This is a genomic window from Pseudomonas sp. TWI628 (genome assembly GCF_039673865.1).
Lineage (GTDB): Bacteria > Pseudomonadota > Gammaproteobacteria > Pseudomonadales > Pseudomonadaceae > Aquipseudomonas.
The window spans coordinates 116,158-131,485 of record NZ_JBDJMM010000007.1 but is presented as its reverse complement, the minus strand read 5'-3'; the positions used below and the strand labels follow the sequence as shown (position 1 = coordinate 131,485).

Genomic DNA, 15,328 nt, shown 5'->3' with positions numbered 1-15,328 from the left:
CTTTTCAATGCGGCCTGGCTTGATCAGACGGTGATCAGCGCCTTGACCTTGTTCATCGCATTCTTCTCCAGCTGGCGAATCCGCTCAGCCGAAACGCTGTACTTGTCAGCCAGCTCATGCAACGTGGCCTTTTCTTCCGCCAGCCAGCGCTGGTAGAGAATATCGCGACTACGGTCATCCAGGCCTTGCAGTGCTTCGTGCAGGTTGCTGGTGGAGTTGTCACTCCAGTCGGCATCCTCCAGCTGCACAGCCGGGTCGTAGCGGTGGTCTTCCAGATAATGCGCTGGCGACTGGAAGGCGCTGTCGTCATCCGCTTCGGCTGCCGGGTCGAAGGCCATGTCCTGGCCACTCAGGCGGCTTTCCATCTCGCGTACTTCACGTGGCTCGACGCCGAGGCTTTCTGCCACGCGATGCACTTCGTCGTTGCTCAACCAGGCCAGACGCTTCTTCTGGCTGCGCAGGTTGAAGAACAGCTTGCGCTGGGCCTTGGTGGTGGCGACCTTGACGATGCGCCAGTTGCGCAAGATGAATTCGTGAATCTCTGCCTTGATCCAGTGCACGGCGAAGGACACCAGGCGCACACCCATTTCCGGGTTGAAGCGCTTGACCGCCTTCATCAGGCCGACGTTGCCTTCCTGGATAAGGTCGGCCTGGGCCAGCCCGTAGCCTGCATAGCTACGCGCGATATGTACAACGAAACGCAGGTGGGCCATCACCATTTGCCGAGCGGCCTCGAGATCCTGCTCGTAATAGAGACGCTCGGCCAGATCACGCTCCTGCTCGACAGACAACAGCGGGATGCTGTTGACCGTGTGCACGTAGGCTTCCAGGTTTGCACCGGGCACTAGGGCATAGGCAGGTTGCAACGATGTGGTCATTCAAGAACCTCCGACTTACTAAACTCGCGCCTTGTGAGCGCTGCCTACATTGACCCGGAACGACCGTACAAGTTCCATCGTGAAGAAAATGTCAATGCTGGCACGTAAACACTATCGCGGCGCCAGCTCGTTCAAGTGGCGGGCGACTGCAATCCATGCACCGATATACCCCAACAACACCGCTCCGATCAAGAGCGACAGACCATCGGACGCCGGCACCCCGCCCAGGGCGAAGTCACTGCCATACAGCCCGGACAGCCCTACCACGGCCTCGTTCAGCCAGTTCAGGCCGAAGGCCAGGATGGCCCAGGCCAGCAAGCCCGCACCCAGGCCGTACAAGGCGCCCATGTACAGGAAAGGCCGGCGTACGTAGCTGTCTGTGCCCCCCACCAGCTTGATCACTTCGATCTCGATGCGGCGGTTTTCAATATGTAGACGAATTGTGTTACCGATTACTAACAACAACGCAGAAATCAGCATCACCGCCAGGCCGAAGACAAAACGGTCGCCCAGCTTGAGGATCGCCGCCAGGCGCTCCACCCATACCAGGTCCAGCTGCGCGTTCTCCACCCTTGGCAGCTCCGACAGGCGCTGACGCAGGGCTTCCAGGGCCGGTTTGTCGACTTCGGTCGGGGTCACCACCACCACACCGGGCAACGGGTTGTCGGGCAGTTCGCGCAGGGCCTCGCCCAGCCCGGACTGCTGCTGGAACTCTTCCAGGGCCTGCCCGGGGCTGACGTACTGGGCTTCGGCTACACCCGGCATGCGCTTGATGTCGTCCCGCAACGCTTCACCCTGCTGGCTACCTGCATCGAGCTTCAGGTACAGCGAAATCTGCGCCGCGCGCTGCCAGGAGCCACCCAGCACCTCGATATTCTTCAACAGCAGCGACAAGCCCATGGGCATGCTCAGCGCCACGGCCATCACCAGGCAGGTGAAGAAGCTGCCGATCGGCTGCTTGCCCAGGCGTCGCAAGCTGTCGGCCAGGCTGGCGCGATGGCTTTCCAGCCAGGCGTGCAGCAGGGTGCGGAAGTCCGGGCCGTCGTCGTCGTGATCGCCGCCTTTCTTCTTGGCCGGCTGCGGGTCGGCAGCCTTCGGCGCAACGCGCTCGGAAACCTTTGGTGTACGTGTAGTGCTCATTGCCCGGCCTCCCCATCGCCGATCAGACGACCGCGCTGCAAGGTCAGCATGCGGTGGCGCATGCGCGCAATCAGTGCCAGGTCGTGACTGGCGATCAGAACCGTGGTGCCCAGGCGGTTGATGTCCTCGAACACGCCCATGATCTCCGCGGCCAGGCGCGGGTCGAGGTTACCAGTGGGTTCATCCGCCAGCAGCAAGGCCGGCTGGTGAACAATGGCGCGGGCAATACCGACCCGCTGCTGCTGGCCGGTGGATAAGTCAGCCGGGAATAGCTCGCCCTTGTCGGACAGCGACACCCGCTCCAGCGCCGAATCCACGCGCTTGGCAATCTCGGCCTTGGACAAGCCGAGAATCTGCAGCGGCAGGGCGATGTTGTTGAACACCGTGCGGTCGAACAGCAGCTGGTGGTTCTGGAACACCACGCCAATCTGCCGACGCAGGAACGGGATCTGGGCATTGCTGATCTGGCCCAGGTCCTGCCCGGCCAGCATCAGCTTGCCACTGGTCGGGCGCTCCATGGCCAGCAACAGGCGCAGCAAGGTGCTCTTGCCCGCACCCGAGTGCCCGGTGACGAACAGGAACTCGCCCCGGCGCGCCCGGAAACTCAGCTCATGCAAGCCGACATGGCCATTTGGGTAGCGCTTGGCAACCTGTTCGAATCGGATCATGGTCAGTCTCGCTCGGCGAACAGAGCCTTGACGAACGGCTCGGCTTCGAAGGTGCGCAGGTCGTCGATGCCTTCACCGACACCGATGAAGCGGATCGGCAGCTTGAACTGCTTGGCCAGGGCGAAGATCACCCCACCTTTGGCAGTGCCGTCCAGCTTGGTCAGGGCCAGGCCGGTCAGTTCGACGCTCTGGTTGAAGTACTTGGCCTGGCTGATGGCGTTCTGCCCGGTACCGGCGTCGAGCACCAGCAGCACCTCGTGCGGTGCTTCGGCGTCGAGCTTGCCGATTACCCGGCGGACCTTCTTCAGCTCTTCCATCAGGTTGTCTTTGGTGTGCAGGCGGCCGGCGGTGTCGGCGATCAGCACATCGACACCACGGGCCTTGGCGGCCTGCACGGCGTCGAAGATCACCGAGGCGGAGTCGGCGCCAGTGTGCTGGGCGATCACCGGGATCTGGTTGCGCTCGCCCCAGACCTGCAGCTGCTCCACGGCAGCGGCACGGAAGGTGTCACCGGCAGCCAGCATGACCTTCTTGCCTTCCAGCTGCAGCTTCTTGGCCAGCTTGCCGATGGTGGTGGTCTTGCCGGCACCATTCACGCCGACCACGAGGATCACGTAGGGCTTGTTCTGCGCCTGGACCTTCAGCGGCTGCTCGACCGGGCGCAGCAGTGCGGCCAGCTCTTCCTGCAGCGACTTGTACAGCGCATCAGCGTCAGCCAGCTGCTTGCGGGCAACCTTCTGAGTCAGGTTCTGGACGATGGTCGAAGTGGCTTCGACACCGACGTCGGCGGTCAACAGGCGGGTCTCGATCTCGTCGAGCAGGTCGTCATCGATGACCTTCTTGCCCAGGAACAGGCTGGCCATGCCTTCGCCGATGCTGGCGCTGGTCTTCGACAGGCCCTGCTTGAGGCGGGCGAAGAAACCGGGCTTGGACTGCTCGGTGGCAACCGGAGCAGCAACCATCGGGGCGGGCTCAGGCTCGATAGGGGCAGGCGCAGAGGCCACGACCACCGGCTCTGGCGCGGGACGTTCCGGTATCACCGGTGGCGCCTTCGGCTCCAGGTCCGGCACCAGCGCCACCGGCTCTTCGGCTACCGGAAGCACCAGGTTGCTGACAGGGGCGGCATGCTCGACCACCGGGGCAGGCTCGACCGGCGCCGCTTGCAGCGGCATGGAGGCGACAGGTTCAGGGGTCGGTGCGATCAGCGGTGCAGACGCAATCGGCTCAGGCTCGGGCGCCTGCAATGGCTGGGAAGCGACCAGCTCTGGCACAGGCGCTTCGACCACCGGGGGCAGGGGCTCGACCGGCACAGGCTCGACCGGCGCCGGTTGCTGCGCCTCGACAAGCGGCTGCTCAACGGCGGGCTGTGCTGCTACCGGCTCGGCTGGCTGCACCTCGGGCGCTGGCGGCTCAGGCGTTTGAGGCTGTTCGGCGACAGGTTGCTGCGGCTTCTTGCGAAACCAGCTGAACAGGCCTTTTTTCTCGCCAGCCTCGGCCGGCGCTTTTTTGTCGTCGTTGGAACCAAACATGGAAGACGGCTATCTCAGGGTAGCGATGGGCCAGCAACTGGCACATCGGGAATTCTCTAAACGCAGAACAGACTATTTTGAATCCGACTGGTTCATGCGCAATGTTTTGTCTTAATGGGCCTGCGGGCCAGAACGGCGACAGGCATGGTCGCCAGGCAACCGGATCAGTATCCTAGCACCTCCTGGCCCGCCGACGCTAAACCAGCGGGCCGCCGAACAGGTTAATCACCGTATGAATGCTCTAGCCCGCCGCGCCGCTGGCCTGTTGCTCAGCACGCTCTGCCTGCCGCTCGCGGCATTGGCCGCCGACGTGCAGCCGACCCACGAATTCATCCTCGACAACGGCCTGAAAGTGGTCGTGCGCGAAGACCACCGAGCCCCCGTGGTCGTCTCGCAGATCTGGTACAAGGTCGGCTCCAGCTACGAGACCCCGGGCCAGACCGGCTTGTCCCATGCCCTGGAGCACATGATGTTCAAGGGCAGCGCCAAGATCGGCCCCGGCGAGGCCTCGCGCATTCTGCGGGACCTCGGCGCGGAGGAGAACGCCTTTACCAGCGACGACTACACCGCCTACTACCAGGTGCTGGCCCGCGACCGCCTGCCGGTGGCCTTTGAACTGGAAGCCGACCGCCTGGCCAGCCTGCGCCTGCCTGCCGACGAGTTCGCCCGCGAAATCGAGGTAATCAAGGAAGAGCGCCGCCTGCGTACCGATGACCAGCCAAGTTCCAAGGCTTTCGAGCTGTTCCGTGCCATGGCCTTCCCGGCCAGCGGCTACCACACCCCGACCATCGGCTGGATGGCCGACCTCGAACGCATGAAGGTCGAGGAGCTGCGCCACTGGTACGAATCCTGGTACGCACCGAACAATGCAACCCTGGTGGTGGTTGGCGATGTCACCGCCGACGAGGTCAAAGGCCTCGCGCAGAAATACTTCGCCAGCATTCCCAAGCGCGCCGTGCCCCCCGCCAAACTGCCCCTGGAACTGGCCGAACCGGGCCAGCGCCAGCTGACGTTGCACGTGCGCACCCAGTTGCCGAGCCTGATCTACGGTTTCAACGTACCGGGCCTGGCCACCGCCAAGGACCCACGCACCGTGCACGCCCTGCGGCTGATCTCGGCCTTGCTCGATGGCGGCTACAGCGCGCGCATGCCGGCACGCCTGGAACGTGGCCAGGAGCTGGTGGCCGGCGCCTCGTCCAGCTATAACGCCTTCACCCGTGGCGACAGCCTGTTCCTGATCTCGGCCACGCCGAACGTGCAGAAGCAAAAAACCCTGGCCGACGTCGAAAAAGGCGTCTGGCAGCTGCTCGACGAGCTCAAGACCACCCCGCCAAGCGCCGAAGAGCTGGAGCGCGTGCGTGCCCAGGTCATCGCCGGCCTGGTCTACGACCGCGATTCCATCAGCAGCCAGGCCACCACCATCGGCCAGCTGGAAACCGTCGGCCTGTCCTGGAAGCTGATCGACAGCGAACTGGACGAGCTCAAGCGCGTCACCCCGGAAGACGTGCAAAACGCTGCACGCACCTATTTCACCCGCGAACGCCTGAGCGTTGCCCACGTACTGCCCGAGGAGTCCGCTCATGAGTGATCGCAGCGCACCACGCTACACCCTGATCGGCACGGGCATCATCGCGCTGGTGGTGGCGATGGCTGCAGTGCTCGCCCGGCCGGCCCATTCAGAAGCCGAAAGCAGCGCCGCACGCCCGGCCAACACCCTGCAATCGCTGGCCGAGCTTGATGGCAAGGCGCCCAGCCGGCGCCAGCTGAACATCCAGAACTGGACCACCGCCGAAGGCGCCCGGGTGCTGTTCGTCGAAGCCCGCGAGCTGCCGATGTTCGACCTGCGCGTGACCTTTGCCGCTGGCAGCAGCCAGGATGGCAACACCCCAGGGTTGGCCACCCTGACCAACGCCATGCTTAACGAGGGTGTGGCAGGCAAGGACGTGACCGCCATCGCCGAAGGCTTCGAGGGCCTGGGTGCCGACTTTGGCAACGGCTCCTACCGCGACATGGCCGTGGCTTCGCTGCGCAGCCTGAGCGCCAAGGACAAGCGCGAGCCAGCCCTCAAGCTGTTCGCCGAAGTGACCGGCAAGCCGACCTTCCCGGAAGATGCACTGAAACGCATCAAGAACCAGCTGCTGGCCGGTTTCGAGTATGAGAAGCAGAACCCTGGCAAGATTGCCGGCAAGGCCCTGTTCAGCAAGCTCTACGGCGACCACCCTTACGCTCAGCCAAGCGATGGCAGTGCCGAGAGCGTGCCGGGCATCACCCTTGAGCAGCTACGCGCCTTCCACGCCAAAGCCTATACCGCTGGCAACGCAGTGATCGCCCTGGTCGGCGACCTCAGCCGCGAGGAAGCCGAGGCGGTCGCCGCCCAGGTATCCGCCGCCCTGCCCAAAGGCCCGGCATTGGCCGCTCCAGCCCAGCCGGTTGAACCCAAGGCTGGCGTCACCCATATCGACTTTCCGAGCAAGCAGACTCACCTGATGCTCGCCGAGCTCGGTATCGACCGCCAGGACCCGGACTGGCCGGCCCTCTCGCTGGGCAACCAGATCCTCGGCGGCGGCGCCTTCGGCACCCGCCTGATGAGCGAAGTCCGCGAAAAACGCGGCCTGACCTACGGCGTGTATTCGGTGTTCAGCCCGATGCAGGTGCGTGGCCCGTTCATGATCAACCTGCAGACCCGTGCCGAACTCAGTGAAGGCACGCTCAAGCTGGTGCGGGATATCCTCGCCGATTACCTCAAGAGCGGCCCGACCCAGCAGGAACTGGACGACGCCAAACGCGAACTGGCCGGCAGCTTCCCGCTGTCCAATGCCAGTAATGCCAGCATCGTCGGCCAACTCGGCGCGATCGGTTTCTACAACCTGCCACTGACCTGGCTGGAAGACTTCATGCAGCAGTCCCAGGCACTGACCGTCGATCAGGTCAAAGCGGCGATGAACAAGCACCTGGCAGCCGATAAACTGGTGATTGTCACCGTTGGCCCGAAAGTGCCACAGCAGCCGCTGCCCGCCCCCACTGACAAACCGTCCGAGCAGCCGCTCGGCGTACCGGAGCACTAATGCCTAGATCCACCCCTCCCGCCCGCCCGCAGCAGGGCCAAAGCAAGGGCCAGGGTCACCTGCGCATCATCGCCGGCGAGTGGCGCAGCCGCCGCCTGGCGGTACCGGAAGGCGAAGGCCTGCGCCCAACGCCTGACCGCGTGCGCGAAACCGTGTTCAATTGGTTGGCGCCCTACATCGAAGGCGCCCAGGTGCTGGATGCCTTCACCGGCAGTGGCGCCCTGGTGCTGGAGGCACTGTCCCGTGGCGCCGAGGATGCCGTGGCGCTGGACAGCAACCCGGCTGCCATCAGCAACCTGAAGAACAACCTCGAGATCCTGCGCTGCCCACGCGGGCAAATCCTGCAGACCGACGCACTGCGCTACCTGCAGAACCCGGCCAAGCAGCAGTTCGACGTGGTGTTCCTCGACCCGCCGTTCCACCAGGACCTGCTGGCCAACACCTGCAACCTGCTGGAACAGAACCAGTGGCTGCGTGAACAGGCGTGGATCTACACCGAAAGCGAGGCCGCACCTTCGACGCTGCCGATGCCCGGCAACTGGCGCCTGCACCGCGAGAAAAAGACTGGCCAGGTGCACTACGCGCTCTGGCAACGCGGCTGAACCCCTAACGCTGGCTAGCCGTACTTAGTTACCGCAAACCCGCCGCAGCCATGGTTGAAGCTGCTCCTGCATTCTTGCAGGAGTACTTCAACCATGACCGATCGCACTTCGGCGCCCATCCTGGGCAGCAACGTTCAATCATTCACCCTCGCCAACGGCCTGCGCATCTACCTGCGCGAAGACCATCGTGCGCCGCTGGTCAGTGTGCAGCTGTGGTACCACGTCGGGTCGAGCTACGAGCCAGCAGGCCATTCCGGCCTTTCCCATGCCCTGGAACACTTGCTGTTCGAGGGCAGCAGCAAACTGGCAGGTGGCCAATATTCGGCCGTCATGACTCGTCTTGGCGGCGAACCGAATGCCTTCACCTTGACCGACGCCACGGTATTTCCGCTGACATTGCCAGCCAGCCGCCTGGAGGTTGCCCTGGAAGCCATGGCCGACGTCATGGCGAGCGCCACGCTCAGCGATACACCTTTCGCTCGCGAACTGAACGTAGTCATGGCCGAGCGCCGAGAGCAGGTCGACAACAGCCCGTTGGCACTGGCATTGGAACATCACCGGTTACTGGCTTACGGCACCGGTGGCTATGGCACGCCCATCATTGGCCACAAGGCTGATCTCGAGCACCTCACGCCTGCTGCGGCCCGTACGTGGTACCAGACCTGGTACCGACCCAACAACGCCACGCTTGCAGTATCGGGCGATATCACCCTGGCACAGTTGCAAAGCCTGGTCATGCGGCACTTTGCAACGATCCCCGCCAACCGCCTGCCTGCGCGAGAAACACCCTCCGCGCCCCCGCTGCAAAATCGCCGTCATCAGACGCTGAGGCTACCGGGCCAGTACACAGGCACGATGCTCAGTTTCAATATCCCCAGCCAATGTACGGCCCAGTCCGACGAGCAGGCTTATGCATTGCGGCTTCTGCCCGACCTGCTTGCCGACGGGCAGAGCAGCACCCTGCAACAACGACTGGTGCTGGATGACCCGATTCTGCAGGCCCTGAGCTCAGCCTACGAACCCTGGCAGCGGGGTGACAGTTTGCTCGAGCTCTACGCATTTTGCAGTCCCCAGGTAACGCCGGAGATCGCAGCCGAAAGGCTGCTGCTGGAAATCGAATCCTTTCGTCACTCGGCACCTTCCAGAGAAGACCTTCAACGCGCCAAGGCGCGCCTGCTGGCCAGGCAGGTTTTCGAAAGGGACGACATCGATATACAGGCACGGGCCATCGGCAAACAGGCCGCCTGCGGCCTGGACCCCATTGCACTGGAAAATGAGCGACAAGACATCGAAGCCGTGACAGCCGAACAGGTCGGCCAGGTCGCCCTGGAGTTCCTGATCGATTCCCGCGCTGCCATTACCTTCATGCACAACAAGGAGAGCGCTCATGCGTGATTTGACTGCGACCTCAAAGCCTACCGAAACCAACAGCATTTACGGCGGCCTGATCAGCGCCCAAGGGCTCGACCTGGATCAGTTCGAATCCATCCAGACGCAGGTGCAAGCCTGGAAGACCGAAACCGGCACAGGCGTTAAATTCGTCGAAGCCCGCGGGTTACCTATCGTTGACGTAGTACTGCGGTTCAAAGCCGGCACTGTCCAGGACACTGAGCACCCTGGCCTGGCAGCCTTGACGCTGTCCATGCTCGATGAGGGTAGCCAGCAATACACGGCCACCGAACAAGCCAGTCATCTCGAACGCCTGGGGGCGTTTTTCGACAAGCAGATACGTCTGGAACATGCGACGTTGAGCCTGCGCAGCCTGAGCACCCCGGCCGTGCTGGGGCCGTCCCTGGCGCTTTTCACCGACCTTGTGGCACGCCCCGCATTCCTCGCCCCCGCTCTGGACAAGATCAAGCAGCAGTTGCTGCGGAGCAACGCCTCACGCGAGTGGCGTCCTGTATCGAGGGCGCGTAGCGAAGCCTTCCGCCACCTGTTCAGTGGCCATCCTTACGGCAACCCACTGGGCAGCTCCGAACAGGGTGTAGCGGCGGTAACCATAGACGATTTGCGGACATTCCACCAACGCGCCTACTCCGCCAGCAACCTGGAGATGGTCGTGGTCGGCGACCTTTCTTTCGCAGAAGCCCAAGCACTCTCCCATCAGATCAGCCAAGCGCTGCCACAGCGTTGGTCGGCAACAGATCTGCCAACTGTCCCAACCGCCACCGGCACGACCATAAAAGTCGAACAGCCTGGCGCGAGCAGCGCTGTCTTGCTGGCACTTCCCTTGAACGTGCCCGCCAATGATCCGCAGTTCCCGGCCCTGGAGTTGGCCAGCGCTGTACTGGGAGAAGGGCTCGAATCGCGCTTGATGGTCGAACTGCGCCAACGCCGCGGCCTCACTTACGGCGTGCACACCCGTGTATCGCCATTACGGGCAGGCGGGTTGTTCAGCGTCGAATGGGAGGTCGCCCCCGCGCATGTGGAAGGCTCCCAGCAACTGGTAGTGAACCTGCTGCGCGATTTCATTGAGCAAGGGCCAACCCAAGCAGAGCTGCAAGTGGCTCGCAAACAGCGGGAAGGGCAATTGCTGCGCAGTGTCGCGCAGAACAAAGGCCTGGCAGCATTGCTCGCGGATCTGACCCATCAACATCAACCTGACGATCATCTCAACACCTACATCGAGCGCATCAACCGTTTGACGCCGGCCGATGTCCGCGCCGCCATGCAGCGTCATCTCGACCTAAGCTACATCGTAAAGGTCAGTGTCGGCCCAAGCGTCGAACAACAACCTCTGCCAGCCCCCGACCAATAGCGCAGGTACAGTGGCGAGGTTTCATGGCAGTCTACGCAGGCACATCACGAGTCGCCCAGCATGCCCAGTCTCTCCGCCACGTTCCGCCCGGCCATCGGCCTGTCCAACCCCCACCTGCAAACCCTGTGGGGGCCACTGTGGCGCAAGCTGCCAGAGCTGGAACGAAGCCGCGAACGCCTGTGGCTGGCCGATGGCGATTTTCTCGACCTCGACTGGCATGGGCCACACAGCCCGGACGCGCCGCTAGTGCTAGTGTTGCATGGCCTGACCGGCTCGTCCCATTCGCCCTACGTCAAGGGCTTGCAACAATCGCTGCAAGCCCGGGGCTGGGCCAGTGTGGCGGTGAACTGGCGCGGTTGTTCGGGCGAACCCAACCTGTTGCCGCGAAGCTACCACTCCGGGGCCAGCGAGGACCTCGCCGAGGTGGTCGCTCACCTGCACGCGCAACGTCCATCGGCACCGTTGTATGCCGTTGGCTACTCACTGGGCGGCAATGTACTGCTCAAGTACCTGGGCGAAACTGGCGCTGCCAGCCAATTGCAAGCCGCAGTCGCCGTCTCGGTGCCGTTTCGCCTGGACCAGTGCGCCGACCGCATCGGCCTGGGTTTTTCCAAGGTGTACCAAGCGCATTTCATGCGCGAGATGATGGCCTATGTGCAGTTGAAACAACGACACTTCCGTGACCGCGGGCACCATGAGGGCCTGGCCGCGCTCGACCGGTTGGGGCCTCTGGGCAGACTGAAGACGTTCTGGGATTTCGATGGCAAGGTCACCGCGCCGCTGAACGGCTTCAGCGATGCCCACGACTACTATCGCCGCTCATCGAGCCGATTCTATCTGGGGGAAAACCGCACGCCGACGCTGATCATCCATTCCACCGATGACCCTTTCGTGTTCGGCCACAGCTTGCCCACGGCCAGTGAACTGGCAGCGCAGACACAGTTCGAGCTGCACGCGCGGGGTGGGCATGTGGGGTTTGTCGACGGCAGCCTGCGGAACCCGGGTTATTACCTGGAGCGGCGGATTCCACAGTGGCTGGTCGACGGTCAGTGATTATTCCCCAGTCGCCACGCCATGCTTGGGATCATTGATCCACTCGCTCCAGGAGCCTGCGTACAACTTGCCCAGCGGATACCCCGCCAGCGCCAGGGCAAACAGGTTATGGCATGCCGTCACCCCTGACCCGCAATAGGCCACCAGTTGCTCTGGCGAGCGCCCTGCCAGCTTTTCTGCAAAGCGCAGCTTGAGCTGCTCCGGCGCCAGGAAACGCCCATCGGCATCGAGGTTCTCGTTGAAGGCGGCGCACTGGGCGCCCGGAATATGCCCTGCCACGGGGTCGATCGGCTCGACTTCGCCCCGGAAGCGCGGCAGCGCACGGGCATCGATCAGGGTCAGGTCAGGGCTGCCCAGGCGCTTGGCCAGGTGCTCGGCGTCGATCAGCAGCTTGGCGTCCGCCTCGCCACTGAACGTCCCCTCGCGCTTGGCTGGCGCATCCAGGCTCAGCGGCAAATGCGCCGCATGCCAGGCCTTGAGGCCGCCATCGAGGATCGCCACGTTGCTGCGCTTGCCCAACCAGACCAGCAACCACCAGGCGCGGGCAGCAAACGCGCCAGGGCCATCGTCGTACAGCACCACTTCGCTGTCATCGTCCAGGCCCCACTCGCGCAAGCGCTCGACCAGCCGGTGCGGGTCCGGCAGCGGATGGCGGCCGGTACGGCCCTTGCTCACCGGCCCGCTCAGGTCACGCTCCAGGTCGGCAAAATGCGCCCCGGCGATATGTCCCTCGGCATAGCTGCGTTGGCCGTAATCCACATCCTCCAGGGCAAATCGACAATCGAGGATCACCAGCTTGGGCGAGTCCAGACGCTCGGCCAGCTGTTGCGGGGTGATCAATTGCGCAAGGGGCATGACAATCTCCTGATCGATGGCACGAAGGCCCTGGCTACTGTTCCAGGGCCTGATTGAACGGAACGTGGAATTCCTGGCACAGGGCGTCCACCGCGCCACGGGCATTGCCGGTGACAAAGCCCAGCTCCAGCACCAGCACCTGATAGACGCCACGTTTGAAGGCTTCTTCACCCAGATGCGCGGAATGTTCGCGCGTGGTGCTGAGAAAACGTACCCATGAGGTCAGCACGATCCAGGCATTGATGGTCAGTGACTCGATCTGCGCAGGTTCCATGGCCAGGATCCCGGCGTCGACGAAGCCACGGTAGATCGCCTGGCCCTGGCGCAGGCAGCGCTCGGAAAAGCGCCGATAGCGGGCGGCCAGTTCAGGGTCGCTTTCCAGCAGGTGTTCCAGGTCACGGTGCAGGAAGCGATAGTTCCACATCGCCGCGAGCAGCGCCTTGAGGTAGAAGCGCTTGTCCTCGACCATGGCCATACGGCCCTGCGGCGGGCGCAGGAAGCTGTCCACCAGTTCTTCGTACTGGCTGAACAGCAGGGCGATGATCGCCTGCTTGTTGGGGAAGTGGTAGTACAGATTGCCGGGCGAAATTTCCATATGCGCGGCAATGTGATTGGTACTGACGCTGCGTTCGCCCTGCAGGTTGAACAGCTCCAGGCTGTTCTGCACGATGCGCTCTCGGGTCTTCATGCGCGGGGCCATGCTCAGCTCCCAGTTTGCGGGCTTTCGATAATGGGTCATCTTACGGTGAATCACACCACGGGTGCACCGTTCTCCCCGGTTAAAAAAGTCGCACCATGGTACGAATTAGAGTATAGGCTCTAGGGACTTCAAGCCCAGACGAGAGACCGCCGTGACCTCGCCCATCGCCTTGCCTCCTGTGCATTCCGACACCGACCTTGACGCGACGTTCGCCGCTCAGCGCCAGGCCTTTGCCGGCAACCCCATGCCGCCTGCGGCACAGCGGCGGCAGTGGCTTAAAAGCCTGCGCGAGGCATTGCTGGCGGACCAGCAAGCGCTTATCGAAGCCATCGATGCCGACTTCAGCGGCCGCAGTGCCGACGAAACGCTGCTGGCCGAGCTGCTACCGTCGGTGCAAGGCATTCGCCATGCCGAGCGCCACCTGCAACGCTGGATGCGCCCGGCCCGGCGCGCAGTGGGCCTGGCTTTCCAGCCGGCCAGCGCACGGGTGCTGTACCAGCCATTGGGTGTGGTTGGCATCATCGTGCCGTGGAACTACCCGCTGTTCCTCGCCATCGGCCCGTTGACCTGTGCCCTTGCTGCCGGCAACCGGGTCATGCTCAAGCTGAGCGAAGCCACACCGGCCAGTGGAGCAGCCCTCAAAGCGCTCATTGAGCGGGTTTTCCCCGAAGATCTGGTCAGCGTGGTACTTGGCGAGGTCGAAGTCGGCCAGGCGTTCGCCCGCCTGCCCTTCGACCACCTGCTGTTCACCGGCGCCACCAGCATCGGCCGCCAGGTCATGCTGGCAGCCGCGCAAAACCTGACCCCGGTGACCCTGGAGTTGGGCGGCAAGTCCCCGGCCATCGTGTCGGCCAGCGTGCCGCTGACCACGGCCGCCGAGCGTATCGCCTTCGGCAAGACCCTCAACGCCGGCCAGACCTGCGTCGCGCCCGACTATGTGCTGGTGCCCCGTGACCGCCTGAACGACTTCGCCGATGCCTACCGCAACGTGGTGAAGCGCATGTACCCACGCATCGCTGACAACCCCGACTACAGTGCCATCATCAACCCACGGCAGTTGCAGCGCCTGCAGCACCTGCTGGACGACGCCCGCGGCAAGGGTGCCCAGGTGCTCGACCTGTACCCCGACGAGACCCGCCAGGGCCGACGCCTGCCGCCGCACCTGCTGACCCGGGTCAACGACAGCATGCAAGTGATGCAGGACGAGATCTTCGGCCCGCTGCTGCCGCTGGTGCCTTACGACCACCTCGACGAGGCCCTGGCCTACATCAATCAACGCCCTCGCCCCTTGGCGCTGTACTACTTCGGCTACGACCGCAGCGAGCAGCAGCACGTGCTGCAGCGCAGCCATTCCGGCGGCGTGTGCCTGAACGACACCTTGCTGCACGTGGCCCAGGACGACTTGCCGTTCGGCGGTATCGGCCCCTCCGGCATGGGCCATTACCATGGCCATGAAGGCTTCCTGACCTTCAGCAAGGCCAAGGCAGTGCTGGCCAAGCAGCGCCTGAATGCCGCGCGGCTGATCTACCCGCCCTATGGCAAGGCCTTGCAGCGCCTGGTCTACAAGTTGTTCATCCGCTGATGCAGCGCCGTGACCTGCTGCGCTTCAGCCTGGGCGCCAGCCTTTTCCTGAGTACTGCCAGCCTGGTCGGCTGCAGCGCCAAGACGCCTGCAACCGGTTACCAGGTGCTGCGTGAGGATGACCTGCCGGCCCTGCTCGCACTTGTCCCGGTGGTACTCGCCGGCACCTCGGCAAACGGCGAGCTGGTGCTGCACAGCCTCGACCACAAGCTGGCAGCGCTGTCACCGGAAATGCTCAAGCTCACCCGGCAACTGTTCGATGTGCTCAACCTGCCGCTGACCCGCGGCCCTTTGACCGGCGTCTGGGGGGCTTGGGAGCAGGCCAGCGGTGCGCAGGTAACGGCCTTTCTGCAGCGCTGGCAGGACAGCTCGCTGAACCTGCTGCGCATGGGCCATGCCTCGCTGCTGCAACTGCTGCAAATGGCCTGGTACGAACGCCCGGAAGCCTGGGCCGCATGCGGCTACCCCGGCCCACCCAAGATCTGACAAAAAGAACATC

General features: G+C 63.6%; 14 protein-coding genes. 8 read left to right on the top strand and 6 right to left on the bottom strand.

What is annotated here, in order from left to right; genetic code table 11:
* Positions 1-23: 23 nt before the first annotated feature.
* The 4 genes from rpoH to ftsY all read right to left on the bottom strand — a co-directional run bounded on the left by rpoH (position 24) and on the right by ftsY (position 4,215).
* Positions 24-878, bottom strand: coding sequence for an RNA polymerase sigma factor RpoH (gene rpoH, locus ABE528_RS07600; RefSeq protein WP_346652582.1), 855 nt, complete (start codon positions 876-878; stop codon positions 24-26).
* A gap of 111 nt (positions 879-989) precedes the next feature.
* Positions 990-2,018 carry a permease-like cell division protein FtsX gene (ftsX, locus tag ABE528_RS07595; protein ID WP_346652581.1) on the bottom strand — a complete coding sequence of 343 codons (1,029 nt, stop codon included), beginning with the start codon at positions 2,016-2,018 and terminating at the stop codon, positions 990-992.
* Positions 2,015-2,686 (bottom strand): cell division ATP-binding protein FtsE, encoded by a 672-nt coding sequence (gene ftsE, locus ABE528_RS07590; protein ID WP_012274659.1) that lies wholly within the window; start codon positions 2,684-2,686, stop codon positions 2,015-2,017. The genes ftsX and ftsE overlap by 4 nt, the downstream gene beginning before the upstream one ends.
* Positions 2,687-2,688: 2 nt before the next feature.
* Positions 2,689-4,215: a signal recognition particle-docking protein FtsY gene (ftsY, locus tag ABE528_RS07585; protein ID WP_346652580.1), complete on the bottom strand. Its 1,527-nt coding sequence runs from the start codon at positions 4,213-4,215 to the stop codon at positions 2,689-2,691.
* A 232-nt stretch (positions 4,216-4,447) separates the two neighbouring features.
* On the opposite strand from ftsY, the gene ABE528_RS07580 reads away from it, so the two are divergent.
* From ABE528_RS07580 to ABE528_RS07555, 6 genes are all read left to right on the top strand, one after another.
* The gene (locus tag ABE528_RS07580) at positions 4,448-5,803 is read left to right on the top strand and encodes a pitrilysin family protein (protein ID WP_152955531.1); all 1,356 of its coding nucleotides are present in this window, start codon (positions 4,448-4,450) and stop codon (positions 5,801-5,803) included.
* Complete coding sequence (locus tag ABE528_RS07575) at positions 5,796-7,280, top strand: pitrilysin family protein (protein ID WP_346652579.1); 1,485 nt, start codon at positions 5,796-5,798, stop codon at positions 7,278-7,280. The genes ABE528_RS07580 and ABE528_RS07575 overlap by 8 nt, the downstream gene beginning before the upstream one ends.
* Positions 7,280-7,882 carry a 16S rRNA (guanine(966)-N(2))-methyltransferase RsmD gene (gene rsmD / locus ABE528_RS07570; protein ID WP_152955529.1) on the top strand — a complete coding sequence of 201 codons (603 nt, stop codon included), beginning with the start codon at positions 7,280-7,282 and terminating at the stop codon, positions 7,880-7,882. The genes ABE528_RS07575 and rsmD overlap by 1 nt, the downstream gene beginning before the upstream one ends.
* Before the next feature lie 93 nt (positions 7,883-7,975).
* On the top strand, positions 7,976-9,277 hold the full coding sequence (locus ABE528_RS07565; protein ID WP_346652610.1) for a pitrilysin family protein: 1,302 nt from the start codon (positions 7,976-7,978) through the stop codon (positions 9,275-9,277).
* On the top strand, positions 9,270-10,640 hold the full coding sequence (locus ABE528_RS07560; protein ID WP_346652578.1) for a pitrilysin family protein: 1,371 nt from the start codon (positions 9,270-9,272) through the stop codon (positions 10,638-10,640). The genes ABE528_RS07565 and ABE528_RS07560 overlap by 8 nt, the downstream gene beginning before the upstream one ends.
* A gap of 60 nt (positions 10,641-10,700) precedes the next feature.
* A complete protein-coding gene (locus ABE528_RS07555; RefSeq protein ID WP_152955526.1) occupies positions 10,701-11,693 on the top strand; it encodes a hydrolase in 993 nt (330 codons plus the stop codon).
* Here ABE528_RS07555 and ABE528_RS07550 read toward each other — a convergent pair whose 3' ends face one another.
* The gene (locus tag ABE528_RS07550; protein WP_152955525.1) at positions 11,694-12,548 is read right to left on the bottom strand and encodes a sulfurtransferase; all 855 of its coding nucleotides are present in this window, start codon (positions 12,546-12,548) and stop codon (positions 11,694-11,696) included. It abuts the gene before it with no gap.
* Between the two features lie 34 nt (positions 12,549-12,582).
* Entirely contained in the window at positions 12,583-13,248 is a 666-nt protein-coding gene (locus ABE528_RS07545) for a TetR/AcrR family transcriptional regulator (protein WP_346652577.1), read from the bottom strand.
* A gap of 151 nt (positions 13,249-13,399) precedes the next feature.
* Here ABE528_RS07545 and ABE528_RS07540 point away from each other — a divergent pair, with 151 nt between their 5' ends.
* Entirely contained in the window at positions 13,400-14,830 is a 1,431-nt protein-coding gene (locus ABE528_RS07540) for a coniferyl aldehyde dehydrogenase (protein WP_346652576.1), read from the top strand.
* On the top strand, positions 14,830-15,315 hold the full coding sequence (locus ABE528_RS07535) for a twin-arginine translocation pathway signal protein (RefSeq protein ID WP_346652575.1): 486 nt from the start codon (positions 14,830-14,832) through the stop codon (positions 15,313-15,315). Before ABE528_RS07540 ends, ABE528_RS07535 begins: the two co-directional genes overlap by 1 nt.
* Positions 15,316-15,328: the final 13 nt, after the last annotated feature.

What these genes read in the sequence shown, in the direction of transcription:
- ftsY (WP_346652580.1), bottom strand. Translation starts at nt 4,215, where the DNA reads ATGTTTGGTTCCAACGACGACAAAAAAGCGCCGGCCGAGGCTGGCGAG.
- ABE528_RS07555 (WP_152955526.1), top strand. Translation starts at nt 10,701, where the DNA reads ATGCCCAGTCTCTCCGCCACGTTCCGCCCGGCCATCGGCCTGTCCAAC.
- rsmD (WP_152955529.1), top strand. Translation starts at nt 7,280, where the DNA reads ATGCCTAGATCCACCCCTCCCGCCCGCCCGCAGCAGGGCCAAAGCAAG.
- ABE528_RS07545 (WP_346652577.1), bottom strand. Translation starts at nt 13,248, where the DNA reads ATGGCCCCGCGCATGAAGACCCGAGAGCGCATCGTGCAGAACAGCCTG.
- ABE528_RS07550 (WP_152955525.1), bottom strand. Translation starts at nt 12,548, where the DNA reads ATGCCCCTTGCGCAATTGATCACCCCGCAACAGCTGGCCGAGCGTCTG.
- ABE528_RS07575 (WP_346652579.1), top strand. Translation starts at nt 5,796, where the DNA reads ATGAGTGATCGCAGCGCACCACGCTACACCCTGATCGGCACGGGCATC.
- ftsE (WP_012274659.1), bottom strand. Translation starts at nt 2,686, where the DNA reads ATGATCCGATTCGAACAGGTTGCCAAGCGCTACCCAAATGGCCATGTC.
- rpoH (WP_346652582.1), bottom strand. Translation starts at nt 878, where the DNA reads ATGACCACATCGTTGCAACCTGCCTATGCCCTAGTGCCCGGTGCAAAC.
- ABE528_RS07565 (WP_346652610.1), top strand. Translation starts at nt 7,976, where the DNA reads ATGACCGATCGCACTTCGGCGCCCATCCTGGGCAGCAACGTTCAATCA.
- ABE528_RS07580 (WP_152955531.1), top strand. Translation starts at nt 4,448, where the DNA reads ATGAATGCTCTAGCCCGCCGCGCCGCTGGCCTGTTGCTCAGCACGCTC.
- ftsX (WP_346652581.1), bottom strand. Translation starts at nt 2,018, where the DNA reads ATGAGCACTACACGTACACCAAAGGTTTCCGAGCGCGTTGCGCCGAAG.
- ABE528_RS07535 (WP_346652575.1), top strand. Translation starts at nt 14,830, where the DNA reads ATGCAGCGCCGTGACCTGCTGCGCTTCAGCCTGGGCGCCAGCCTTTTC.
- ABE528_RS07560 (WP_346652578.1), top strand. Translation starts at nt 9,270, where the DNA reads ATGCGTGATTTGACTGCGACCTCAAAGCCTACCGAAACCAACAGCATT.